Annotated in this window: 15 protein-coding genes; 11 read left to right on the top strand and 4 right to left on the bottom strand. The window is 31.8% G+C overall.

The window, feature by feature from the left end; genetic code table 11:
- Positions 1–71 precede the first annotated feature (71 nt).
- Complete coding sequence (locus AC38BG_RS01545) at positions 72–782, top strand: C40 family peptidase (protein WP_489937421.1); 711 nt, start codon at positions 72–74, stop codon at positions 780–782.
- Positions 783–878: 96 nt separating this feature from the next.
- Here AC38BG_RS01545 and AC38BG_RS01540 read toward each other — a convergent pair whose 3' ends face one another.
- From AC38BG_RS01540 to AC38BG_RS01525, 4 genes are all read right to left on the bottom strand, one after another.
- Positions 879–2,150, bottom strand: a complete 1,272-nt coding sequence (locus tag AC38BG_RS01540; protein WP_489937420.1) for a CAP domain-containing protein — start codon at positions 2,148–2,150, stop codon at positions 879–881.
- An 88-nt stretch (positions 2,151–2,238) separates the two neighbouring features.
- Positions 2,239–3,522, bottom strand: coding sequence for a GTPase HflX (gene hflX, locus AC38BG_RS01535; RefSeq protein WP_489937419.1), 1,284 nt, complete (start codon positions 3,520–3,522; stop codon positions 2,239–2,241).
- 399 nt (positions 3,523–3,921) lie between these two features.
- Positions 3,922–5,352, bottom strand: a complete 1,431-nt coding sequence (locus AC38BG_RS01530) for an APC family permease (RefSeq protein ID WP_489937418.1) — start codon at positions 5,350–5,352, stop codon at positions 3,922–3,924.
- A 107-nt stretch (positions 5,353–5,459) separates the two neighbouring features.
- Positions 5,460–6,596 carry a glycoside hydrolase family 3 N-terminal domain-containing protein gene (locus tag AC38BG_RS01525; RefSeq protein WP_489937417.1) on the bottom strand — a complete coding sequence of 379 codons (1,137 nt, stop codon included), beginning with the start codon at positions 6,594–6,596 and terminating at the stop codon, positions 5,460–5,462.
- A gap of 135 nt (positions 6,597–6,731) precedes the next feature.
- Between AC38BG_RS01525 and AC38BG_RS01520 the strand changes: the two genes are divergently transcribed.
- The 10 genes from AC38BG_RS01520 to AC38BG_RS01475 all read left to right on the top strand — a co-directional run bounded on the left by AC38BG_RS01520 (position 6,732) and on the right by AC38BG_RS01475 (position 18,526).
- Entirely contained in the window at positions 6,732–8,114 is a 1,383-nt protein-coding gene (locus AC38BG_RS01520) for a TcaA 3rd/4th domain-containing protein (protein ID WP_489937416.1), read from the top strand.
- 139 nt (positions 8,115–8,253) lie between these two features.
- The gene (locus AC38BG_RS01515) at positions 8,254–9,006 is read left to right on the top strand and encodes an ABC transporter ATP-binding protein (RefSeq protein ID WP_489937821.1); all 753 of its coding nucleotides are present in this window, start codon (positions 8,254–8,256) and stop codon (positions 9,004–9,006) included.
- Positions 9,007–9,022: 16 nt separating this feature from the next.
- Complete coding sequence (locus tag AC38BG_RS01510) at positions 9,023–10,837, top strand: FtsX-like permease family protein (protein ID WP_489937415.1); 1,815 nt, start codon at positions 9,023–9,025, stop codon at positions 10,835–10,837.
- A gap of 105 nt (positions 10,838–10,942) precedes the next feature.
- Positions 10,943–11,593, top strand: a complete 651-nt coding sequence (locus AC38BG_RS01505) for an HD domain-containing protein (RefSeq protein WP_489937414.1) — start codon at positions 10,943–10,945, stop codon at positions 11,591–11,593.
- A gap of 133 nt (positions 11,594–11,726) precedes the next feature.
- Positions 11,727–11,930 carry a hypothetical protein gene (locus tag AC38BG_RS01500; RefSeq protein WP_489937413.1) on the top strand — a complete coding sequence of 68 codons (204 nt, stop codon included), beginning with the start codon at positions 11,727–11,729 and terminating at the stop codon, positions 11,928–11,930.
- Positions 11,931–12,116: 186 nt separating this feature from the next.
- Positions 12,117–14,069 (top strand): M13 family metallopeptidase, encoded by a 1,953-nt coding sequence (locus AC38BG_RS01495; RefSeq protein WP_489937412.1) that lies wholly within the window; start codon positions 12,117–12,119, stop codon positions 14,067–14,069.
- A 489-nt stretch (positions 14,070–14,558) separates the two neighbouring features.
- Positions 14,559–16,193 carry a hypothetical protein gene (locus AC38BG_RS01490; protein ID WP_489937411.1) on the top strand — a complete coding sequence of 545 codons (1,635 nt, stop codon included), beginning with the start codon at positions 14,559–14,561 and terminating at the stop codon, positions 16,191–16,193.
- Positions 16,194–16,279: 86 nt separating this feature from the next.
- Positions 16,280–16,843 (top strand): exosortase family protein XrtG, encoded by a 564-nt coding sequence (xrtG, locus tag AC38BG_RS01485; RefSeq protein ID WP_489937410.1) that lies wholly within the window; start codon positions 16,280–16,282, stop codon positions 16,841–16,843.
- Positions 16,843–18,180, top strand: coding sequence for a TIGR03111 family XrtG-associated glycosyltransferase (locus AC38BG_RS01480; RefSeq protein ID WP_489937409.1), 1,338 nt, complete (start codon positions 16,843–16,845; stop codon positions 18,178–18,180). Before xrtG ends, AC38BG_RS01480 begins: the two co-directional genes overlap by 1 nt.
- On the top strand, positions 18,170–18,526 hold the full coding sequence (locus AC38BG_RS01475) for a 6-carboxytetrahydropterin synthase (RefSeq protein ID WP_489937408.1): 357 nt from the start codon (positions 18,170–18,172) through the stop codon (positions 18,524–18,526). Before AC38BG_RS01480 ends, AC38BG_RS01475 begins: the two co-directional genes overlap by 11 nt.
- Positions 18,527–18,568 lie beyond the last annotated feature (42 nt).

Genomic DNA, 18,568 nt, shown 5'->3' with positions numbered 1-18,568 from the left:
GTCAATTGAATAAGAGAACACATCTCGTAGCAATTAACATCCGCTACCGAAAATTAAGGAGAAATATAACTTTGAAAACTATTAAACGTAACTTATTGAAATTAACCGCAGCTGCAGCATTAACAATTACTGGTGTTGCAACTACTCACCACATGAAGCCTGTACAACAAGTACAAGCTGCAACTCAAGTAGTTAAAGTAAACTACGTACCAGGTTATGGTATTGCAGTTTGGAACAACTACAACAACGGCACTCCAACTGGTCAATTCCTAGCACATGGTACTTCTTGGAAAGTTATTAGAACAGCTACTGATTCAAAAGGAGCTACTTGGTATGATTTAGGTGCTAACCAATGGGTTGAAGCCAAATATACTGTAGCTGCAGGTCAACCTGTATCTGGAGCTCCTGCTACTAAAACTGCTTCATCACAAGTATCAAGCATTATTTCATTAGCTTCTGCTCAATTAGGTAAATCATACGTATGGGGTGGAAATGGGAATCCTGGTTTTGATTGCTCAGGTTTAGTTAACTACGTATATTCAAATGCTGGCGTTAACTTAGGACGTACTACTTACACTCAAGTAACTCACGGAACTACTGTATCAATGAATAACTTACAACCAGGTGACTTATTATTCTGGGGTTCAGCATCTGCTCCTTACCACGTAGGTATCTACATTGGTAACAACCAATACATCCACGCAGCTAACCCAAGTCAAGGTGTTATCAAGCAAACTATTTCTAGTTACTTCTACCCATCAGTTGCAAAGCGTGTACTTTAATAATTAGAAAAACAACTAAACTAAAAGATAGATCGCAAGGTCTATCTTTTTTAATACAATAAAAAACTCTTGTTAAAATTTAACAAGAGCCTTTTTTTAATGTTCTTCTTTTTTTACAAATAATAAAATGCTTGAAAATGCTAAGGCAATCATTCCAAAAATTGAAAGATTGTCATGTTTAATGCCAGTATCTGGTAATTTGTTTTGACTATGAGTTACCTGGGTACTGATAGCATGACTTATGTTTTGTGAATTCATAGTAGGCAACACTACAACTTTTGATTTACTTGGATCTTTTTTATTGTTAATGATCATAGTTGTATTTCCAATTTTATTTGTATTAACAGGATCTGAATTTTCAGAATTATCAGGATTTAAACTAAATAGCTTAAATGAATATTGATATTCATTGCCAACATTAACAGTGTATTGATGTCCTACAAGCAAGTTAACATTACCTGGTAGATAAGTTATGGTTGATAAATATCCGTATGCATAATTGCAACGTCCACGATTATTGACATCAGTTGCATATACAACTCTACCAGTATCGTTATCTGTGATAGTAATATTTGGAGTTCCAGCAATTTCTTTATTGCCAAGATACAAAGACCAAGGCACAGTTTTATTCTGAATTAGCTCAATTGGAAATACTCCAGCATTTGGAAATGCGGTATTTGCCCAAATATTTGTTTGCGTAATATCGTCAGCAAAAACACCATTTTGTACAGCATATAAAGTTCCATTATTGCCAACTGCAGCTCCAATTCCTGACTTAGTTGCTCGTGCAGATAAGATTAAATCACGGTGTCCAGTATTAGTTGAACCAGCGATATTGGTATTATCTTGGACTAGATCAGTAATTATTTGACCAGGCGAAAAAGTCTGATTTGTATCAAAAGCTAGATTGCCAAAAGTAATTAATTCTGCTTGTTCCCAAGTAGCTTGATCAATATAGTCAGGTTTTTGAATTCCTTGAAGTCCATGATCTTTTAAACTAGCAGGTGCATCAGTGGCAGCTAGTGCTCCTGCAGCTGTTTGGGCATCTTGGTTAGCTTGATCAGTTGTAATTTCAGGATTAAGACCCGCTAATTTGCGATAATAATTTATATAATCTATAGCTGATTGAACAAATTGAGGATTAAGCTGTCCTGAATTATATGGATCAGCGAAATTAGGCTTTGTTTGATATAAAGTATTTTTATTATATTGTGTTTTATCAAGCTTTGCGTAGTCTTGTTGATAGTTTTTGACTTGGTCTTGCTCACTTTTAGTAAAAGTAGCTGCTTCAACAGAAGTTGAACTAACAACAGGTAATGTTAACAAAACACTTGCACAAAGCAATGTAATTTTTTTGCGAAACTTCATGGTGTTTTCCCTCCTATGCTTTAATTATAACTTAATAATTATGGCAGAGACATTTATTATAATAAAAAAAGCCTTTTTAGGGCTAATTTTAAATTTGATATTGCTTGTATTTTTGTTCATCATTTGGCGCAAGTAGTGCAGTTACATGTACACCATCATCTTCATAGTTTTCTTGTGTTACTTGTGCATTTTCATGCAAGTATGCAAGTTGTTTTCCAGCAGATAATGGGATTACTAGTTTATATTGTTGATATGATGAAAAGGTTCTTTTCACAATTAAATCAGCTAATTCGTTAATTGATTTGCGATCTAAAGCGGAATATAAGATATCATTACCTTCGATTTGTGGATAGTTGCGATTAGTTAAATCAGCTTTATTATATGCAGTAATCATTGGAATATTATCAACACCAATTTCTTTTAAGACATTTTGTGTAGTTCTAATCATTTGATTCATATTAGGATCTGAGCTATCAACTACATTAACTAATAAATCAGCATCTTTAACTTCTTGCAAAGTTGCTTTAAATGATTCAATTAAATTATGTGGCAATTTAGAAATAAATCCTACAGTGTCAGATAAAATAAAACTAAAATTATTGTTTAAATCGATTCTTCTCACACTTGTATCTAGTGTTGCAAATAGCATATTTTTTACAAAGACAGATTTTTTATTTGCTTCATCACTATAAACATCTAGTAAACCATTCATAGTAGTAGATTTACCAGCATTTGTGTAGCCAACTAGTGCAACTTTAGGAAGACGAGATTGATTACGCTGCTTTGATTTTATTTCTTCTTGGCTAGTAATTTCTTTTAATTGCTTTTTAATTGAGCTGATTTCTTTACCAATGGTTCTACGGTTCATTTCAAGCTTGGATTCACCAGAACCACGGTTTGCAAAACCTCCACCAGTTGAACCACCATTACCACGTTGTTGATCTAGATTGTTTTCAGAAGGATGCAATCTAGGTAATTCATATTGTAGACGAGCTAGTTGGACTTGCAATTTTGCTTGTTTTGTTCTGGCGCGACTGGCAAAAATTTCAAGAATTAATTCAGTTCGATCGATAACTTGTAATTTAGTCATTTTTTCTAAGTTACGAATTTGAATAGGGGTTAATTCATCGTTAATTATCAAAGCTTGTGCTTTTAAGCCATGTGCCATAGCTTTTATTTCATTAACTTTACCAGTTCCAAAATAAGTTCCAGCAACTAATTTATCAGCTTTTTGAGTAGCTTGACCAACAACTTCCATGTTATTTGCCTCAGCTAAGTTGCGCAATTCAGTCATATGATAGTCAAAGTTGCTATCATCTAAGTTCACGCCAGCTATGAAGGCTTTTATTTTTTTAGGTTGATTATCAATCATATTGTTTACACCTACTTTCTGTGTATCATATCTATTTTATAAAAAAAAAAGCTTTTCTCCATCATATTGTTTTTAAGATCAAAAAGGTTTTTGCAATAATGCCTCAAGCTATAACATTAACCTATAAAGGAAATACTATTAAAGTATATTCTCCAAAACGAACTTTGGCCGAGATTTTACGTACTATTAATATGGTATCTCAATAAGAATTAAATTTGTAAGGTTTAAATATTAAAAGCAAAAAGAATAGAAACAGCTTTTAAAAAAATAAAAAGCCTATTATCGTTGATATAACAAAGATAGTAGGCTTTTTTATTTCAAAACTGTCAAAGATAAGTTTATGCTTGGCAAACATTATTGTACAGCGCCTCATTAGATCAAATAATTGCTTTAGATTATTTATTTTGCACGATTTTTTTGCCAGCGGGCAATTAAAGGTAAAATGATTCCTAACACAATCAAAAATACTGGTTCAACAATGTTAAGGATTAACATTTGCCACCAAGTTGAAGTTCCATATTTTGCATCAATAGGCAAGATTCCAAAGGTTGCTGCACCCATAGTTAAGATGAAGCACCACCAACCAACAAAAATCGCAAAATGTCTATTTTTAATAAATACATATTCAGAAGGAAATTTTTCTTGGTTTTTGCGAACTTTAATAAATGCCCAGAAGATTAATCCTGTCACATATGGAGATATAATTCCATTCAAATTAAGTAATTGATTAAAAATATCATTCATGCTTGGCAGTGTTGCACTTAATAATAAGATTACAGTACAGATAAATGTAGTTAACCAGTATCCATTAATAGGAAGACCATTTTTATCTAACTTAGTTAATTGCTTTGGTAGATACTTTTTAGCAGTGTCTGATAAGAAAATTCTTGCACCACCATCAACTAACACTGCTAGTTGTGCCATCATATAGATTGCTTGAGTAATGGTAAATGTGTATAAAAAGAAATTGCCCATACCAAATTTTGAACCCATAGCTTGGAAGGCATAGTATGAACCATTCATTTTTAAGTCGTTTGGTAAGTGATGTGCATTGAAAAATACTCCTAATGCAAATGAACCAAAGATAGTCAAAAATCCAGTCATAATAGCTAACATATACATAGCTTTAGGGAAGTTACGCTTACCATCTTTCATCTCATTAACATAAGGTGCAATAAATTCACTACCATTCATTGCAAAAATTAATAATCCAAGTGACATCAAAAACTTCATATCAAAAGTAGGCAAAAAGTTTTTGAAATTAAAAGGTTGAGTAGCAATGGGACGCCCTTGTCCTAAATATACAACTGTCATAATCACAAATAAAATTGTCATTATGAACATAGCTCCCCCACCTAAGATGGATAAAACTTGAAGTGAGTTAGTAAAATGGTGCTGGAAAAAAATAAAGATTACAAATATTACTGCAGTTAACAGTGCAAACATTTGGTTACTCATGTGGTCTTCCATTGAGTTATTACCATTAATCAGCCAGCCAAAAGATACTACTGTAGTGTTTGCGACATCAACTAAGTAAGGCAAAGAAACTACCCAGTATGACCAGGCTGCAATATAACCCATTTTGTCGCCAGAAGTATGCCTAATCCAAGAAGTTAAACCTCCACCTTCACTTGAAAAGACTGATCCTAAATGTCCAACCATCATCTCATATGGAATAACAAATAAGATTAACAACATTACCCAATCTGAAACAACAGCTAAACCTTGATTTTGGAAGTTGTAGATAATGTCATCAAATCCAATAACAGTAACAAAATCCATCAAGGCGATTACTGGCCAGCTGATTGGTTTTCGTTTTGCTTCGTTCATCACGATGAAAACTCCTTTGTAATAAAAAATTTAACATTTTTCATTATACAACTATTATTTAGTAAGTATGCTATGAAAATGCTATCAGGATAAGCTTTTTGCCAATTTTATTTTAAAATCCCCAATTTTTGCTTCAATAATAGCACTTTTTTAACACTTTGATTGATTTGAGACATGCTTAATTGATTTGAGACAATAGCTTTTTTAATAGCGGGAATTCCTGTTTTATAGCTGTCGCTTAATAAGATGTCATTTCCAGCTTGCAGAGCTAATACATCAGGATTGATTTTGCTTTGGGATGCAAATTTAGTAATAGCGCCCATTTGTAAATCATCTGTGATGATGATTCCATGATAATGCAGTTTTTTGGTTAATAGCTTATGCACGGCAGGTGATAATGAAGCAGGATTTTTGTTATCAATAGTAGAAATAATAATGTGTGAAACCATAATTGAATCAACCCTTGCTTCAATTCCTGCTTTAAATGGTAATAAGTCTTGTGTTTCATATTGCTTTAATGGTTTTTGATTTATCGCAAAGTCATTATGAGTGTCAGCTGAATCTCCATATCCAGGAAAATGTTTTAGCGAACAAGCAATATTATTATTTTGGTAGGATTCGATTGCAGTTTTGATATATTTTGATGTAACTGCATAATTTTGACCAATAGTTCTAGAATAGATAAAACTGTTTTTGTTTAAACTAACATCAGCTACTGGAGCAAAGTTCCAATTAATACCTAAATTATGCAAGATTTGTGCAACTTCTATGTCTTCTTTTTTGATTCCTGCAAGACCAAATTTGTTGTAAATATCTAATGGACTTAAAAAATTGCGATTATTAGTTAATGCACGATTTGCACTTAGTCGAGAAACGCTACCACCTTCTTGATCAGTAGCAATGAACAAGCCATTATCTGAATCATTTTGAAAAGAATTTATTTTTTGAATAAATTGCGGTTTTGTTTGGCTTTCAAAATCTTGTGCAAATAAGCAAATACCACCTAGATGATAGGTTTTAAGATCTATTTTAGTAGAGCTAGTTACAGGTGAAAGATATAATTGACCAATTTTTTGATCAAGTGACATGTGTTTGATTTTGGTATCAATAATATTGGTCTGTTTTTTCTTGATGATTTTAGATGAAGATCTATGTGCACTATTATTGTGTACTTTTTTATTGATAGAGCAGCCAGATAAAACAAAAATAATAAGTAATAAAAAGATTAATTGCTTTTTTGACATAATAAATTCCCTTAAGTTAAATAGTAAATATGCAAGTATATAAAAATGTATTGCGTGCCAGGTAACTAAAATTTATAATACAAAGAAGTAAGAATAATGTAAATGTAATTTTGTTATTTTGGAGGGAATAAGAAAATGAAGATATGTCCTAAGTGTGGGAAAAAAATACCTGCAACTGAAAGCTTTTGTCCCAATGATGGTACTGATATGCGAAATGTACCACTTATGGGTCAAATGCAACGACCAATAGCGCCCCAAAAAGCACCTAAAAAGCCAATGTCGAAAAAGCAAAAAACCATTATTGCATCTATTGTCGCGATAATTGTAGTTGTTGCTGCATTTTTTGTGATTGGAAATAAAGTGTATAGTCGCGATAATCAAGTCAATAAAATTATGACTACTCTGCAAGATCCAAACAAAAAAGGTATGGCTAAATTAGTTACTGATGATCAAAATGTGAAGCCTACAGATGAATTGTTAAAGCCAACTCAAATGTATTATAAAAATAATCCATCTAAAGCTGATGATTTAAGAGCTACTTTAAAATATAGAGATGGCAATGAAGATGTTACTTTAGTGCAAAATGGTCATTATTTATTAGTTTTTCCTAAATATCAATTGAAGTTAAAAGCTGTTACTCCTCAAATTAAGACTAACCACGCTGGATCTAATATTTATATAAATGGAAAGTCGGTTGGTATAGCTAAAGGTGATGATAATAATTATTATCTAAAAATGGGTACAATTTTCCCAGGCGAATATTCATTAAAGGTTAAATCAAAGGTGTCTGGTAGAAATCTAGAAGCAGACGTAAACCAAAATATTTGGTCATCAAAAACAGTTAATATGAATATTAAAACTGGTACTTTCAAAGTGCAATCTGCTCCAAATAGCAAAGTCTACATTAATAATAAATATGTAGGAACCTTGAATGACAAGGGAGAAAAGACATTCAAAGATTATCCAATTATCGGAAATATGACTTTATATATAGAAGGCATCTTTAATGGTAATAAAGAACATTCTGAAAAAGTTACTGATTTAGCTGATGCATTGAATGATGAGATCCCTGTACTAGATAGCTCTGATGCACAAGATAGTGCAGATGTTGTAAAAAAAGATGGTGACTATGTAGTAATTCCTCAATGGAAAAATCTTGTCAGCAAAGATAATGCTAGAAGTCTTTTAGAAAATAATATTCAATCTCCTATAACATCGAATTTTGTCGATGGAGGAACAAATAAAGACTATGGTGATTTAAAAAAATTAACTGATGGTTGGAATGATAATGATAATATTTCTGATTATAAAGTAAAAGTTGAAATTGAATCTATTCTTCCAGCAGGAGATGATTTGAGTCAAGTAAACTATAAAGTTACTTACACATTTAATAATAATGACGGAGGAAAGACTCAGATCATGGAATTCAAAGGTGGAATTATCAAATACTCTAAATCTGATGGTGATAAAATTAAAACTATTGGTGTTGGGAAAATGATCAAACAAGCTACATATTGATGAAAGTAGCGATGACAGTGATAATTAAAATTTAAGTTAGTTGTAAACCGTGTTGCAGATAGCAATGCGTTTTATTTTGCATTTGTTTTAGTTTTACTGTATTATTGAAATATAACAGCAGAAAAAGGAGCGCTAAATGATGAACAGCATTTTAGATGTAAGAAACATCACTAAAACTTATGGAAAAAAAGGGCAAAAACAATATCAAGCTTTAAAAGGAATTTCTTTTACTATTAATAAAGGTGAATTCGTTGGGATTATGGGGGCTTCTGGTTCTGGAAAAACTACATTATTGAATATTTTATCAACTTTAGATAAACCTACAAGTGGTGAAGTTATTGTAAATGGACAAAACATTGCAGACTTATCTAAAGATAAGATGGCTGATTTTAGAGGGCAAGAAATTGGTTTTATTTTTCAAGACTTTAACTTATTAGAAAACCTCTCTAATAGAGAAAATATTGCTTTACCATTAAGTTTAAGAAATATTAATGCCAAAAAAATAGACGCTGCAGTAGATCAAATTGCCAAAAAATTAAATATTTTTGATCTTTTAGATAATTATCCAGCTCAAATTTCTGGTGGACAAAAACAACGTGTCGCATCAGCACGAGCTTTAGTTCATGATCCTGCAATTTTAATGGCAGATGAGCCAACAGGAGCTTTAGATTCAAAAAGTGCACGCAGCTTATTAGATACAATGTCAACTTTAAATAAAGAAGATCAAGTTACTACTTTAATGGTTACTCATGACCCATTTTCAGCAAGTTTTGCACATAGAATATTGTTTATTAAAGATGGAAAAATTGATTCTCAATTAGTTAAAGGCGAAAAATCTAGAGCGCAATTTTATCAAGAATTAATTACTCACCTTGGTAACTTTGTAGAATAAGGTAGGTGCAAGTAATATGATATGGAAATTATCTTTAACTGGATTAAAAAGCAGATTTAAAGATTATTTAGTCTTATTTTCTGGCTTGGTAATCACTAGTAGTATTTTTTATATGTTTTCAACATTAGCTATGAATTCTAGCTTTTTACAAAATGATGTGAATATGAAATTTAGCTTTACTTCATTTATATTTGTTATGGGGGAAGTGTTACTATCAATTATTACATTAGTCTATGTTATATATGCTAATAACTTCTTGCTTAGTATGAGACAAAAAGATTATGGAATGTATATGATGTTAGGTGCAAAAAGCTCCAAAATTAGATTATTAATCTTTTTAGAAACTCTAGTTGTTGGTACATTGGCTACAGCTGCTGGAATAGTAATTGGATTTTTCTTAACTCAATTAGTTGCCACCTTGATTATTAAACAATTAAATCTACCAGTTGCTCATTTTAATCCGATTTTTTCAAAAGCCATCTTAGCAACCCTATTATTTTTTGTGATTTTGTTTTTACTAGCCGCAATTTTTAATGCGATAAAATTAACTAAAAGTAATGTAATTGACTTAATTCACGAAGATTCCCGTCCTATCTCAATCATCAAAAATAAAAAATGGCGCATAATTGAAGGGCTATTAGGAATTGTTTTGTTAGTTAGTGGCTATATAGCTATGGGGCAGGTAAAATTATTACTATTAAATAGTGTATGGATTGCTTTAATTACAATAGTTATAGGGTCATATTTTATCTTTGATTCTTTGTTTGTCATAATAATTGACTGGCTACGTCAAAAGCATGCTTATCTGTATAAAGGATTACGTAGTTTTACATTAGGGCAATTAAAGTTTAGATTGCATGATTATACTAGAATTTTGTCAATTATTTCAATTATGTATGCACTAGCATTAGGTGCTTTAACAGTTGGACTTAACTTCAATGGTATACGTGATCAAGTATTAAAAGCCGAATATTATGATGCAGTAGTATTAACTCATGATAAAAAAATTGATCAACAAATAAATAAACTTCCAGTTACTAAAACTAATACTTATTCTTATAAAACTAATGGTCATGATGCATACTTTTTAAAACCTGAATTAAAAAAACAGCCTGTCAAGTATCAACTATTTAATGTAAAAAATGATAACAGTATCTCTTATAAAACTATTACTTTAAATATTAATGATATTCCTAAAAAAGGTTCAACAGCTTACAAGTTTTTTGACCAGTATATAGAAAATGGCACACCAAATACTAAATTGCATTTAGTAAATGAAGCAGAATTTTCTAAAATAAATATGCATACTAAACAATTGCAGTTGCTCACAATTAATAATTTTAAACAACATTATCAAGCTATATCAAAATTAAATAAACTCCAAATAGCTAAAAATCCTAGCCTTCAAATGCAGCTGAGTACAACTAAAGCAAGTAGTTATGAGCTGGTTTCAAGTATGGTGTCTGGTTTTGAATTTATGGGATTTTTCTTAAGTCTTGCATTTTTGGCAATGCTTGCTTCTACTTTAATGTTTAAAGTGTTAAGCGGAGCACCTAGTGATCAAAGACGCTATAAAATGCTTTATAAATTAGGTACCAGAACTAAAGTATTAAAACGATCAATTAGAAAAGAGTTGTTAATTTTGTTTGCGACTCCTGCTATTTTAGGAATGATAGATGTAGGATTTGGATTACAATTATTTAAATCGATTTTGCCTAATCCATATCACAATCTGTGGATTCCTTTTACTATTTTTGTAGTGCTGTATGCTTTGTATTATTTATTAACAGTTAAACTGTATGAGATAATTGCTTTAAAGTTACATAATTAATAAGACATCCTTGAGTGAAATAGCTTGGGGATGTTTTTTGATGGATAAATTAAAAAAATAAAGTGCTATAATTCAATCAACTTAATTGAGATGAAAGGATATAAAATGGATCGTAAGAAAATTTCTGAATTTGTAAAAATGCAGCTGTCTGACGAAATGACAGGACATGATTATTGGCATGGGATGCGAGTTGCAAAATTAGCACAAAAATTATTTTTGGAAGATATTAAAACTTATACACAAAAACAACTCGATATTATTTATACAGCAGGATTTATTCATGACACCATTGATGAAAAAGTCTGTGACAATCCTCGAAAAGTATTAATTGCAATTAATAAGTTACTAAAAGAAGTTAACTTTGAAATGGCAGATATTGAAAATATTTTATATACAATTCAAAATATGTCATTTTCACATAATATTGAAAAACACCATAAATTATCTATTGAAGGACAATATGTTCAGGATGCTGATAGAATTGAGTCATTGGGAGCTATGGGGATTGCTAGGGCATTTGTGTATAGTGGACGTCATCAAGATCGTATATATGATCCTAATGTGCCTGTTGTGCAACTTGTTGATAAGCAGCAATATCGTCATCATAAAGAAACTACAATTAATCACTTTTATGAAAAGTTATTTAGATTAGAAAAACTGATGAACACACCTTCAGCAAAGAAATTAGCTAATAGTAGAACTCAATATATGAAAGACTTTGTGGATGAATTTATGCGTGAGTGGAATGTGGAATAAAGACAATAATTTTTGATTATTAAGATTTTCTAAACTGACAAAAATATTTGGTCTGAAAATAGATTTTTTGCGTACTTATTATTTAGAGGGCAAATTTGATTTTTGCCTTACTTTATAATTAGGAGGAAACCTCATGGAAATGAATGAGATTTTTTCAAGACAGATTGAAAATCCGCGTATTACGGATGACTTGTTATTTCGCAATGTTATCGAAAAAGGTGATAATTGCTTGCATTTATTGCAGGCAATTTTCCCTAAGTTAGGGATTGTGTATATGGACTTTGAAACTCAAAAGCATGCTAAGCTAGATAAGCACTTCAAGGGATCGATCTTATGAATGGTAAAATAGAGATAGATAAAGACAACAAGTTTATTAACAAACTTCAAAAAGACATGAATTAATAATACTTTTTTAAAATCTGATGTAATTGTAAAATTATGTCAGATTTTTTGAATAGCTATAATTTTCGTAAAATGCTATTATGAAAGCAGTTTTATTAATAGATAAAGGGAGGATTTATAGATGCAAAACCCTACAGTTCGTGGTGGAGCAGGTAATATTATTGAACCAAATACTTCTGCTCGTATCCAAGATAATTTATATTTAGCTGTTAACTCAAAATGGCTAGAGCAAGCAAAGATCCCATCAGATCGCTCTAGAACAAGCTCATTTGATACAATTGATCAAAATGTTGAAAAGCACATGATGCAAGATTTTGCCGATTTTGCCGATGGTAAAAAAACTGCTGATAATGCAGAACTTGCTAATAGTGTTGAGTTATATAAGATCGCTCGTAATTTCAAAAAGCGTAATGAAGATGGAGCTAAGCCAATTCAAGCAGATCTTGCATTACTTGAAGGACTACGTGATTTTAGCGACTTTAATTTAAAGGCACCCGATTTAGCAAAAGCTGGCTTTGCTATTCCAATTGACTTTGATGTAGAACCTGATATGAAAAATACTAAGGTTAATGTTGTAAATACATCAGGTCCATCGGTATTTTTGCCAGATACAACAACTTACAAAAATAAAGAAGCTAGCGAAAAATTATTAGGTGTCTTGCAAAAGCAATCTGTTAACTTGCTAGAAATGGCAGGAGTAGATTCTAAAAAAGCACAAAAATATGTGTCTGATGCTTTGAAATATGACCAAAGAATTGCCAAGGTTGTTAAATCTTCTGAAGAATGGGCAGACTATCCCGCAGCTTATAATCCATATAAGATTGAAGACTTTAAAGCTAAGTTCAAAGAATTCAAGATGGATTATTTCTTAGATGAACTATTCGGCAAGCAACCAGAAAAAGTAATCGTTGCAGATCCTAGATACTTAGATAATGCAGACAGTATGTTGAATGAAGCTAGCTTTAATGAGATTAAAGGCTGGATGATTGTGAAGTTCATTAATGCAGTAGCAAGTAAACTTTCACAAAAATTCCGTGAAGCTGGATTTCCATTTGCTCAAGCTCTGTCAGGTCAACCTGAATTAAGTAGCGGTGACAAGCAAGCTTACCATATTGCAAATAGTGTCTTTAGTGAAGTAGTTGGGATCTATTATGGTAAGACATATTTTGGCAGTGATGCTAAAAAAGATGTCTTAGAAATGATTGATAAGATGATCAAAGTTTATAAACAACGTATTATGAACAATGATTGGTTATCAGAGGCTACTAAAAAACAAGCCGTTGTTAAATTAGAAGCAATGGTATTAAAAGTTGGCTATCCAGAAAAAGTTGAAGAAATTTATAAACGCTACAAGATAACTCCAGAACTAGAAGGTGGCACGCTATATAGCAATTTGCGCGCAGCTGGAATAGAAGCAATTAAATATAACTTAGAACAATTGCATAAAGAAGTTGATCGCACTATTTGGGCAATGCCAGGTAATTTAGTTAATGCATGTTATGATCCATCAAGAAACGATCTAACATTCCCAGCAGCAATCTTGCAAAAGCCATTTTATGATTTCAAGCAAACCCGTAGTGAAAACTATGGTGGTATTGGAGTAGTTATTGCACATGAAATTTCACATGCCTTTGACAATAATGGTTCTCAATTTGATGAATATGGAAATATGAAGAACTGGTGGACTAAGGCAGATTATGCAGAGTTTAAAAAGAGAATCCAAGCTGAAATTGATTTGTTTAATGGCATTCAATATGGTCCAGTTAAGTTAAATGGTAAACAAATTGTGTCAGAAAATATTGCTGACCAAGGTGGATTAACTGCTGCAATTCAAGCGCTAACTGATGAAGGGGATGGAGATTTCAAAGAATTATTTGAAAACTTCGCCAGAGTATGGGCAACAAAGCAATTAACTGATTCAATTAAGACACAAGTTGCAGTTGATGTTCATGCGCCAGGTCCATTGCGTGCCAATGTTCAATCACAATGCCAAGAAAAATTCTATGAGACATTTGATGTTAAACCAAGTGATGGGATGTATCTAGATCCTGATAAACGAGTAGTAATTTGGTAATTAATTTTTATAAGACAAAGTCATCTGTAAGAAGGTGGCTTTTTTAATATAAAAAGTTACTTATAATTAAACAATATTGTTACAAATATGTTACAAAACTGAAAACTTATGTTTGAACTTGCATATTAACAAAAAATGAATGTCTTTGTGAGACTAAGAGCATATAAGGTTCCAACGCACTTATAAAATTACAAAAAATTGTTTATAAAAACTTATAGCCGAAAAAATTATATTACAAATTCAAAAAAAGCGTATAAAAGCTTTGATTTTATAAAAAGTCATTGTATAATTTAAGACGTGGTAAGTAATAAGACTATGCTTCAGGCGTGAGCCTGTACAGCATGCTAGATGTTCAGCAAAGAATTACTACCTCGTCAGTCTTATAAGCTGACGTATCTTTGCTCCAATATCTTTGTACATTATGGGCTTATATCTTTTGGAGCCTTATGTCCTATTACATTTTTTATTACACAAGGAGGAAAAGACCACATGAAGAAAAATTTGAAATTCGTTAGCGCTGCTGCTGCTGCTTTACTTACTGTCGCTCCTGTAGTTGCTTCTACTACTGCTCCAGTTTTTGCTGCTGATGCACCTGCTACACAAGAAACTACACAATCTATTCAATTGGAAGCTACTAACGCTACCCAATGGGTTAAAGCTGGTGCTGCAGTTAACTCAGTACAAGTAACTCCAACTATGACTGTTGGTTCTGTTGTTCCTGGTACTACTAAAGTTATTAAAGCTTCATCACCTGCAGGCAATGCTGGTGGTCCTGTTGAATTAACAGATACTTTAGAAGCAGGTAGTTCATATTCTATCGGTGCTGTTGTTGCTGTTAGTGGCTTAAAGCCAGGTCAAACATATAAATACACTACTTACAACTCAACTACTAAGCAATTAGAAGAGACTACTAAACAAGCTTCATCTGATGGTGTTATTGGTGCTGTTTACGTAGTGATTAATGTTAATGCATATGACTCAAATGCTGCAGATATGCCATTCTTTACTAATGCAAGCTCAAACAACACTATTACTAATGGTGGACAAGCTTCAGCTGTCGTAAACAATACATACGATGACAAGGGCAACAAGACCGCTATTCACTCAGTTAACTCTGTATTAGCTGAAGCTGAAAAAGTTGTTAAAGCAAACAATGGTCAAATTATCACAACTACTGCTGACATCAAGGCTCAATTAGCTAATGAAGGTATCAGCGTAAACAATGGTGGTGGCTTTAACGCAACTGCACCTTACTACATTACTTTGACTGCTAAGAACTACACTAGTGGTAAGACTGCTACTGTTGTTATTGCATTCAACACAGCTATCTCAAACGATGATTACCCAATCATTGGTTACATGGCTCAAAGTGGTAAAGTATTTGCACCATTACAACAAGGTGACAAGACTTTAGGTACTTACCCTGTACAACAAGTTGCACAAGGTACTAAGAATTACAACCCAGTTAAGTTGTTCAAAGCTGAAGTAAGTTCTCAATACAAGAGCAGCTTCACTGACATCTTAGTTACTTCAAACAACGTAAATACTGATGTTCCAGGTATGTACAGTGTAACTGTTAAGGCAACTAACCCAGCAGGTAAGACTACTTCATTTACATTCCCTGTATACGTAACTAACGGTCAAGGTATCTACCAAACTGTTAACTACGTACCTGGTTACTCAGTATTAGTATGGAACATTTACGGTGACAAAGTTGCTTACAACAAAAACGGTTACTCAAAACAACTGGCTGGTACTCAAGTTAAGACTTTTGATACTAAGATGATCGATGGCGTATCTTACACTAGAGTTGGTTCAAAGACTGCTAACACTTGGATTCAAACTCAATACTTAGATGGTTCATGGAGCCAAAACTCAAACACTTCTTCAAACTCATCAGCACAAGCTGGTCAAGAAGAAGCAATGAGTGGTGTAATCGTTGTTAAGTACAATGGTATGGGTGGCGTAAACTTGTTAAACAACAAGGGTCAATACCAAGACCAATACGTAAAGAACGGTAGTGCATTCAAGGTATTTGGTAAGATGACATTAAACGGTAAGACATACTACCGTTTAGGTACACAAAATCAATGGATCCCAGCACAATACGCTGTAATTCGTTAATTAGACTGAATAAGTCAAAGCAAAAAGACGATGCAAACGCATCGCCTTTTTTTATGAAAAAGTTTCATTATTAATGGTGGAGTAAATTGGATTTATTAGTTTGGGTAATACTAGTAGTGTGTTGGATAGGATTATTAGTGCTTTTTAAACAATCAGCTATCAATGGTATATATTTTTGGATAGGTAGTATTGGACTATTTTTATTAGCTGGAGCTATTTTACAAAAACTATATTTAATTAATAAAAGTACTGTTCATAATTTCTTACAACAAATATTCAGCTTCAATAGATTTTGGCTTCCTAATGGTTATAATATTATGCAAAGGTTAATGTTTTCTGGCTCTCAAAGCCAATTTTTTGAATATGAATGTTCTGGATTTTTAGAATCACTAGCATATGTAAGCATTATGGTATATTACCCGTTGTTTACCACTCTTGAAAAAATCAGCTTAAGTATAATAGGAATCTTATTAATAGAGCTATTCAACTTTATCAGAATAATAGAAGTTATGTTAGTTCTAAACTATATTGGTCAGCAAGGATTCTTTATTTCATATGCAATTATTGGTCGTTTATTATATTATTGCTTAGTTATTTGCTTATTTTATGAGATATTTACTAAGCAACAAATTATTCGAGGTAAAGTCTAATGCATACTGAATTAATTGAAGTTAGCTTTTGGATATCATGGTTGATTGTGCCAATAATTTTTGAATTTTTACCTGCTTGTTATAGCTTCGTTACTTTATTAACAGCTAATATTCATTTTAAAAACCTGATTAAACCAATTAAATTACCGTTTATTACCTTAATAATTCCTGTTTATAATTCTGAAGATACTATTTTTAACTGTATTGCTTCAATTGATAAGTCATCTTATCCTAATAAATTAATAAAAGTTCTAGTGGTTGATAATCAAAGTAGTGATTCAAGTCTAGCAGTATATAAAGGGACTCGAGAAAAATTCTCTACTCTAAATATGCAGTGGTTGTCTACTGATAAGGGAAAAGCACGTGCTTTAAATAGTGCTATCTATAATTCTATTGGTAAATATGTAATTCACATTGATAGTGATGGTGTGTTGCACAAAGATGCTTTAATGAACATGATAGTTGAATTTGAGAACGATCCATCTATTGATGCTTTAACTGGTACTATTCTCACTCAAAAAGAATTGATTGATACCACAAAAGGTAAATTCTTAAAATTTATTAGAAAAAATGAATTTTTTGAGTATGCCCAGTCATTTCTTGCAGGAAGAGCAACAGAATCTCAAAATGATCATTTATTTACAATGTCTGGAGCCTTCTCTGCTTTTAGAAAAGAAAAATTGTTTCAAACTAAAATGTATAATATCAGCACTGTTGGTGAAGATATCGACATGACCTTTCAAATTCGATATCAGTTAAAGGGTAATGTATACTTGTGCCCACAAGCATTATTTTATGTATATCCTTTAGATGATATGAATAAGTTATATACACAAAGGCAAAGATGGGAACGTGGAGAATTAGAAGCTCTAAGTTCATTTATGACTAAGAAATCTATTGGAATCCATATGTTTTTCAAAAACTTCGTAGTTAGAAGATTATTGATTGATCACACCATCTTATTAATTAGATTGATCTGGTTATTTGCGCTTATTTTGATGTTAAGTTATGGATATTCATGGTATGTATTGTTAATCTCCTTTGTAGTTCTTTACTTATTTTATGTAGGATTATCTGCACTTAATTACATCAATATTGCACATTTTCTGAAGAATTTCCCTGATAATCGTAAGTATTATTTGAAGAACTGGTACATTTTAGCAACATTACCTTTGTATTACATTCTTTGCAACTTCATTCAAAGTATTGGTATTATAAATTCAATGAATTCATCAGCACAATGGACAACTACTTCATTTTCTGATGAGATGAAACAAGTAAAAGCTACTTTTAAAAAGATATTTCATAAATTTAGGAAATTAAATCATGATAACTAAAAGTTATAGAATAATCACATTTATAAATTCATCTTCTGCTATTTCAGTCGGTTATATGCTTGGAAAGAAAAAGACTCATACTTATGAAGTGATCTGCAGGATTCAAACTAAAGATTTTGTAGAATTTAGTGTATTAACTTCCAAAATACAAGAAGTAACTTCAAAATTTGACAATCAATATTTGAATAGGATGACAGAATTTGCTGGTAAAAAGCCAACTGTTGAAAACTTAGCTCAAGTTTTATTTGATAAAATCAACCAGAACCTAAAAACAATTTCAGGCAAATTAATATTTTTACAAATATCGATTTCTCCAATAGAGTCATATTGTATTGAAGATAAATAATTTACTTGAGCATACAAAAAAGGCGATGCGTTTGCATCGTCT

The organism is Lactobacillus sp. M44, from assembly GCF_058130005.1.
Note: the sequence above shows the minus strand (reverse complement) of the source record. Positions and strands in the feature narration are given on the sequence as shown.

Excerpts from the sequence above, each read along its gene's own strand:
- AC38BG_RS01505 (WP_489937414.1), top strand. The coding sequence starts at position 10,943 with ATGGATCGTAAGAAAATTTCTGAATTTGTAAAAATGCAGCTGTCTGAC.
- hflX (WP_489937419.1), bottom strand. The coding sequence starts at position 3,522 with ATGATTGATAATCAACCTAAAAAAATAAAAGCCTTCATAGCTGGCGTG.
- AC38BG_RS01510 (WP_489937415.1), top strand. The coding sequence starts at position 9,023 with ATGATATGGAAATTATCTTTAACTGGATTAAAAAGCAGATTTAAAGAT.
- AC38BG_RS01475 (WP_489937408.1), top strand. The coding sequence starts at position 18,170 with ATGATAACTAAAAGTTATAGAATAATCACATTTATAAATTCATCTTCT.
- AC38BG_RS01520 (WP_489937416.1), top strand. The coding sequence starts at position 6,732 with ATGAAGATATGTCCTAAGTGTGGGAAAAAAATACCTGCAACTGAAAGC.
- AC38BG_RS01480 (WP_489937409.1), top strand. The coding sequence starts at position 16,843 with ATGCATACTGAATTAATTGAAGTTAGCTTTTGGATATCATGGTTGATT.
- AC38BG_RS01540 (WP_489937420.1), bottom strand. The coding sequence starts at position 2,150 with ATGAAGTTTCGCAAAAAAATTACATTGCTTTGTGCAAGTGTTTTGTTA.
- AC38BG_RS01525 (WP_489937417.1), bottom strand. The coding sequence starts at position 6,596 with ATGTCAAAAAAGCAATTAATCTTTTTATTACTTATTATTTTTGTTTTA.
- AC38BG_RS01515 (WP_489937821.1), top strand. The coding sequence starts at position 8,254 with ATGAACAGCATTTTAGATGTAAGAAACATCACTAAAACTTATGGAAAA.
- AC38BG_RS01495 (WP_489937412.1), top strand. The coding sequence starts at position 12,117 with ATGCAAAACCCTACAGTTCGTGGTGGAGCAGGTAATATTATTGAACCA.
- AC38BG_RS01490 (WP_489937411.1), top strand. The coding sequence starts at position 14,559 with ATGAAGAAAAATTTGAAATTCGTTAGCGCTGCTGCTGCTGCTTTACTT.
- AC38BG_RS01500 (WP_489937413.1), top strand. The coding sequence starts at position 11,727 with ATGGAAATGAATGAGATTTTTTCAAGACAGATTGAAAATCCGCGTATT.
- AC38BG_RS01530 (WP_489937418.1), bottom strand. The coding sequence starts at position 5,352 with ATGAACGAAGCAAAACGAAAACCAATCAGCTGGCCAGTAATCGCCTTG.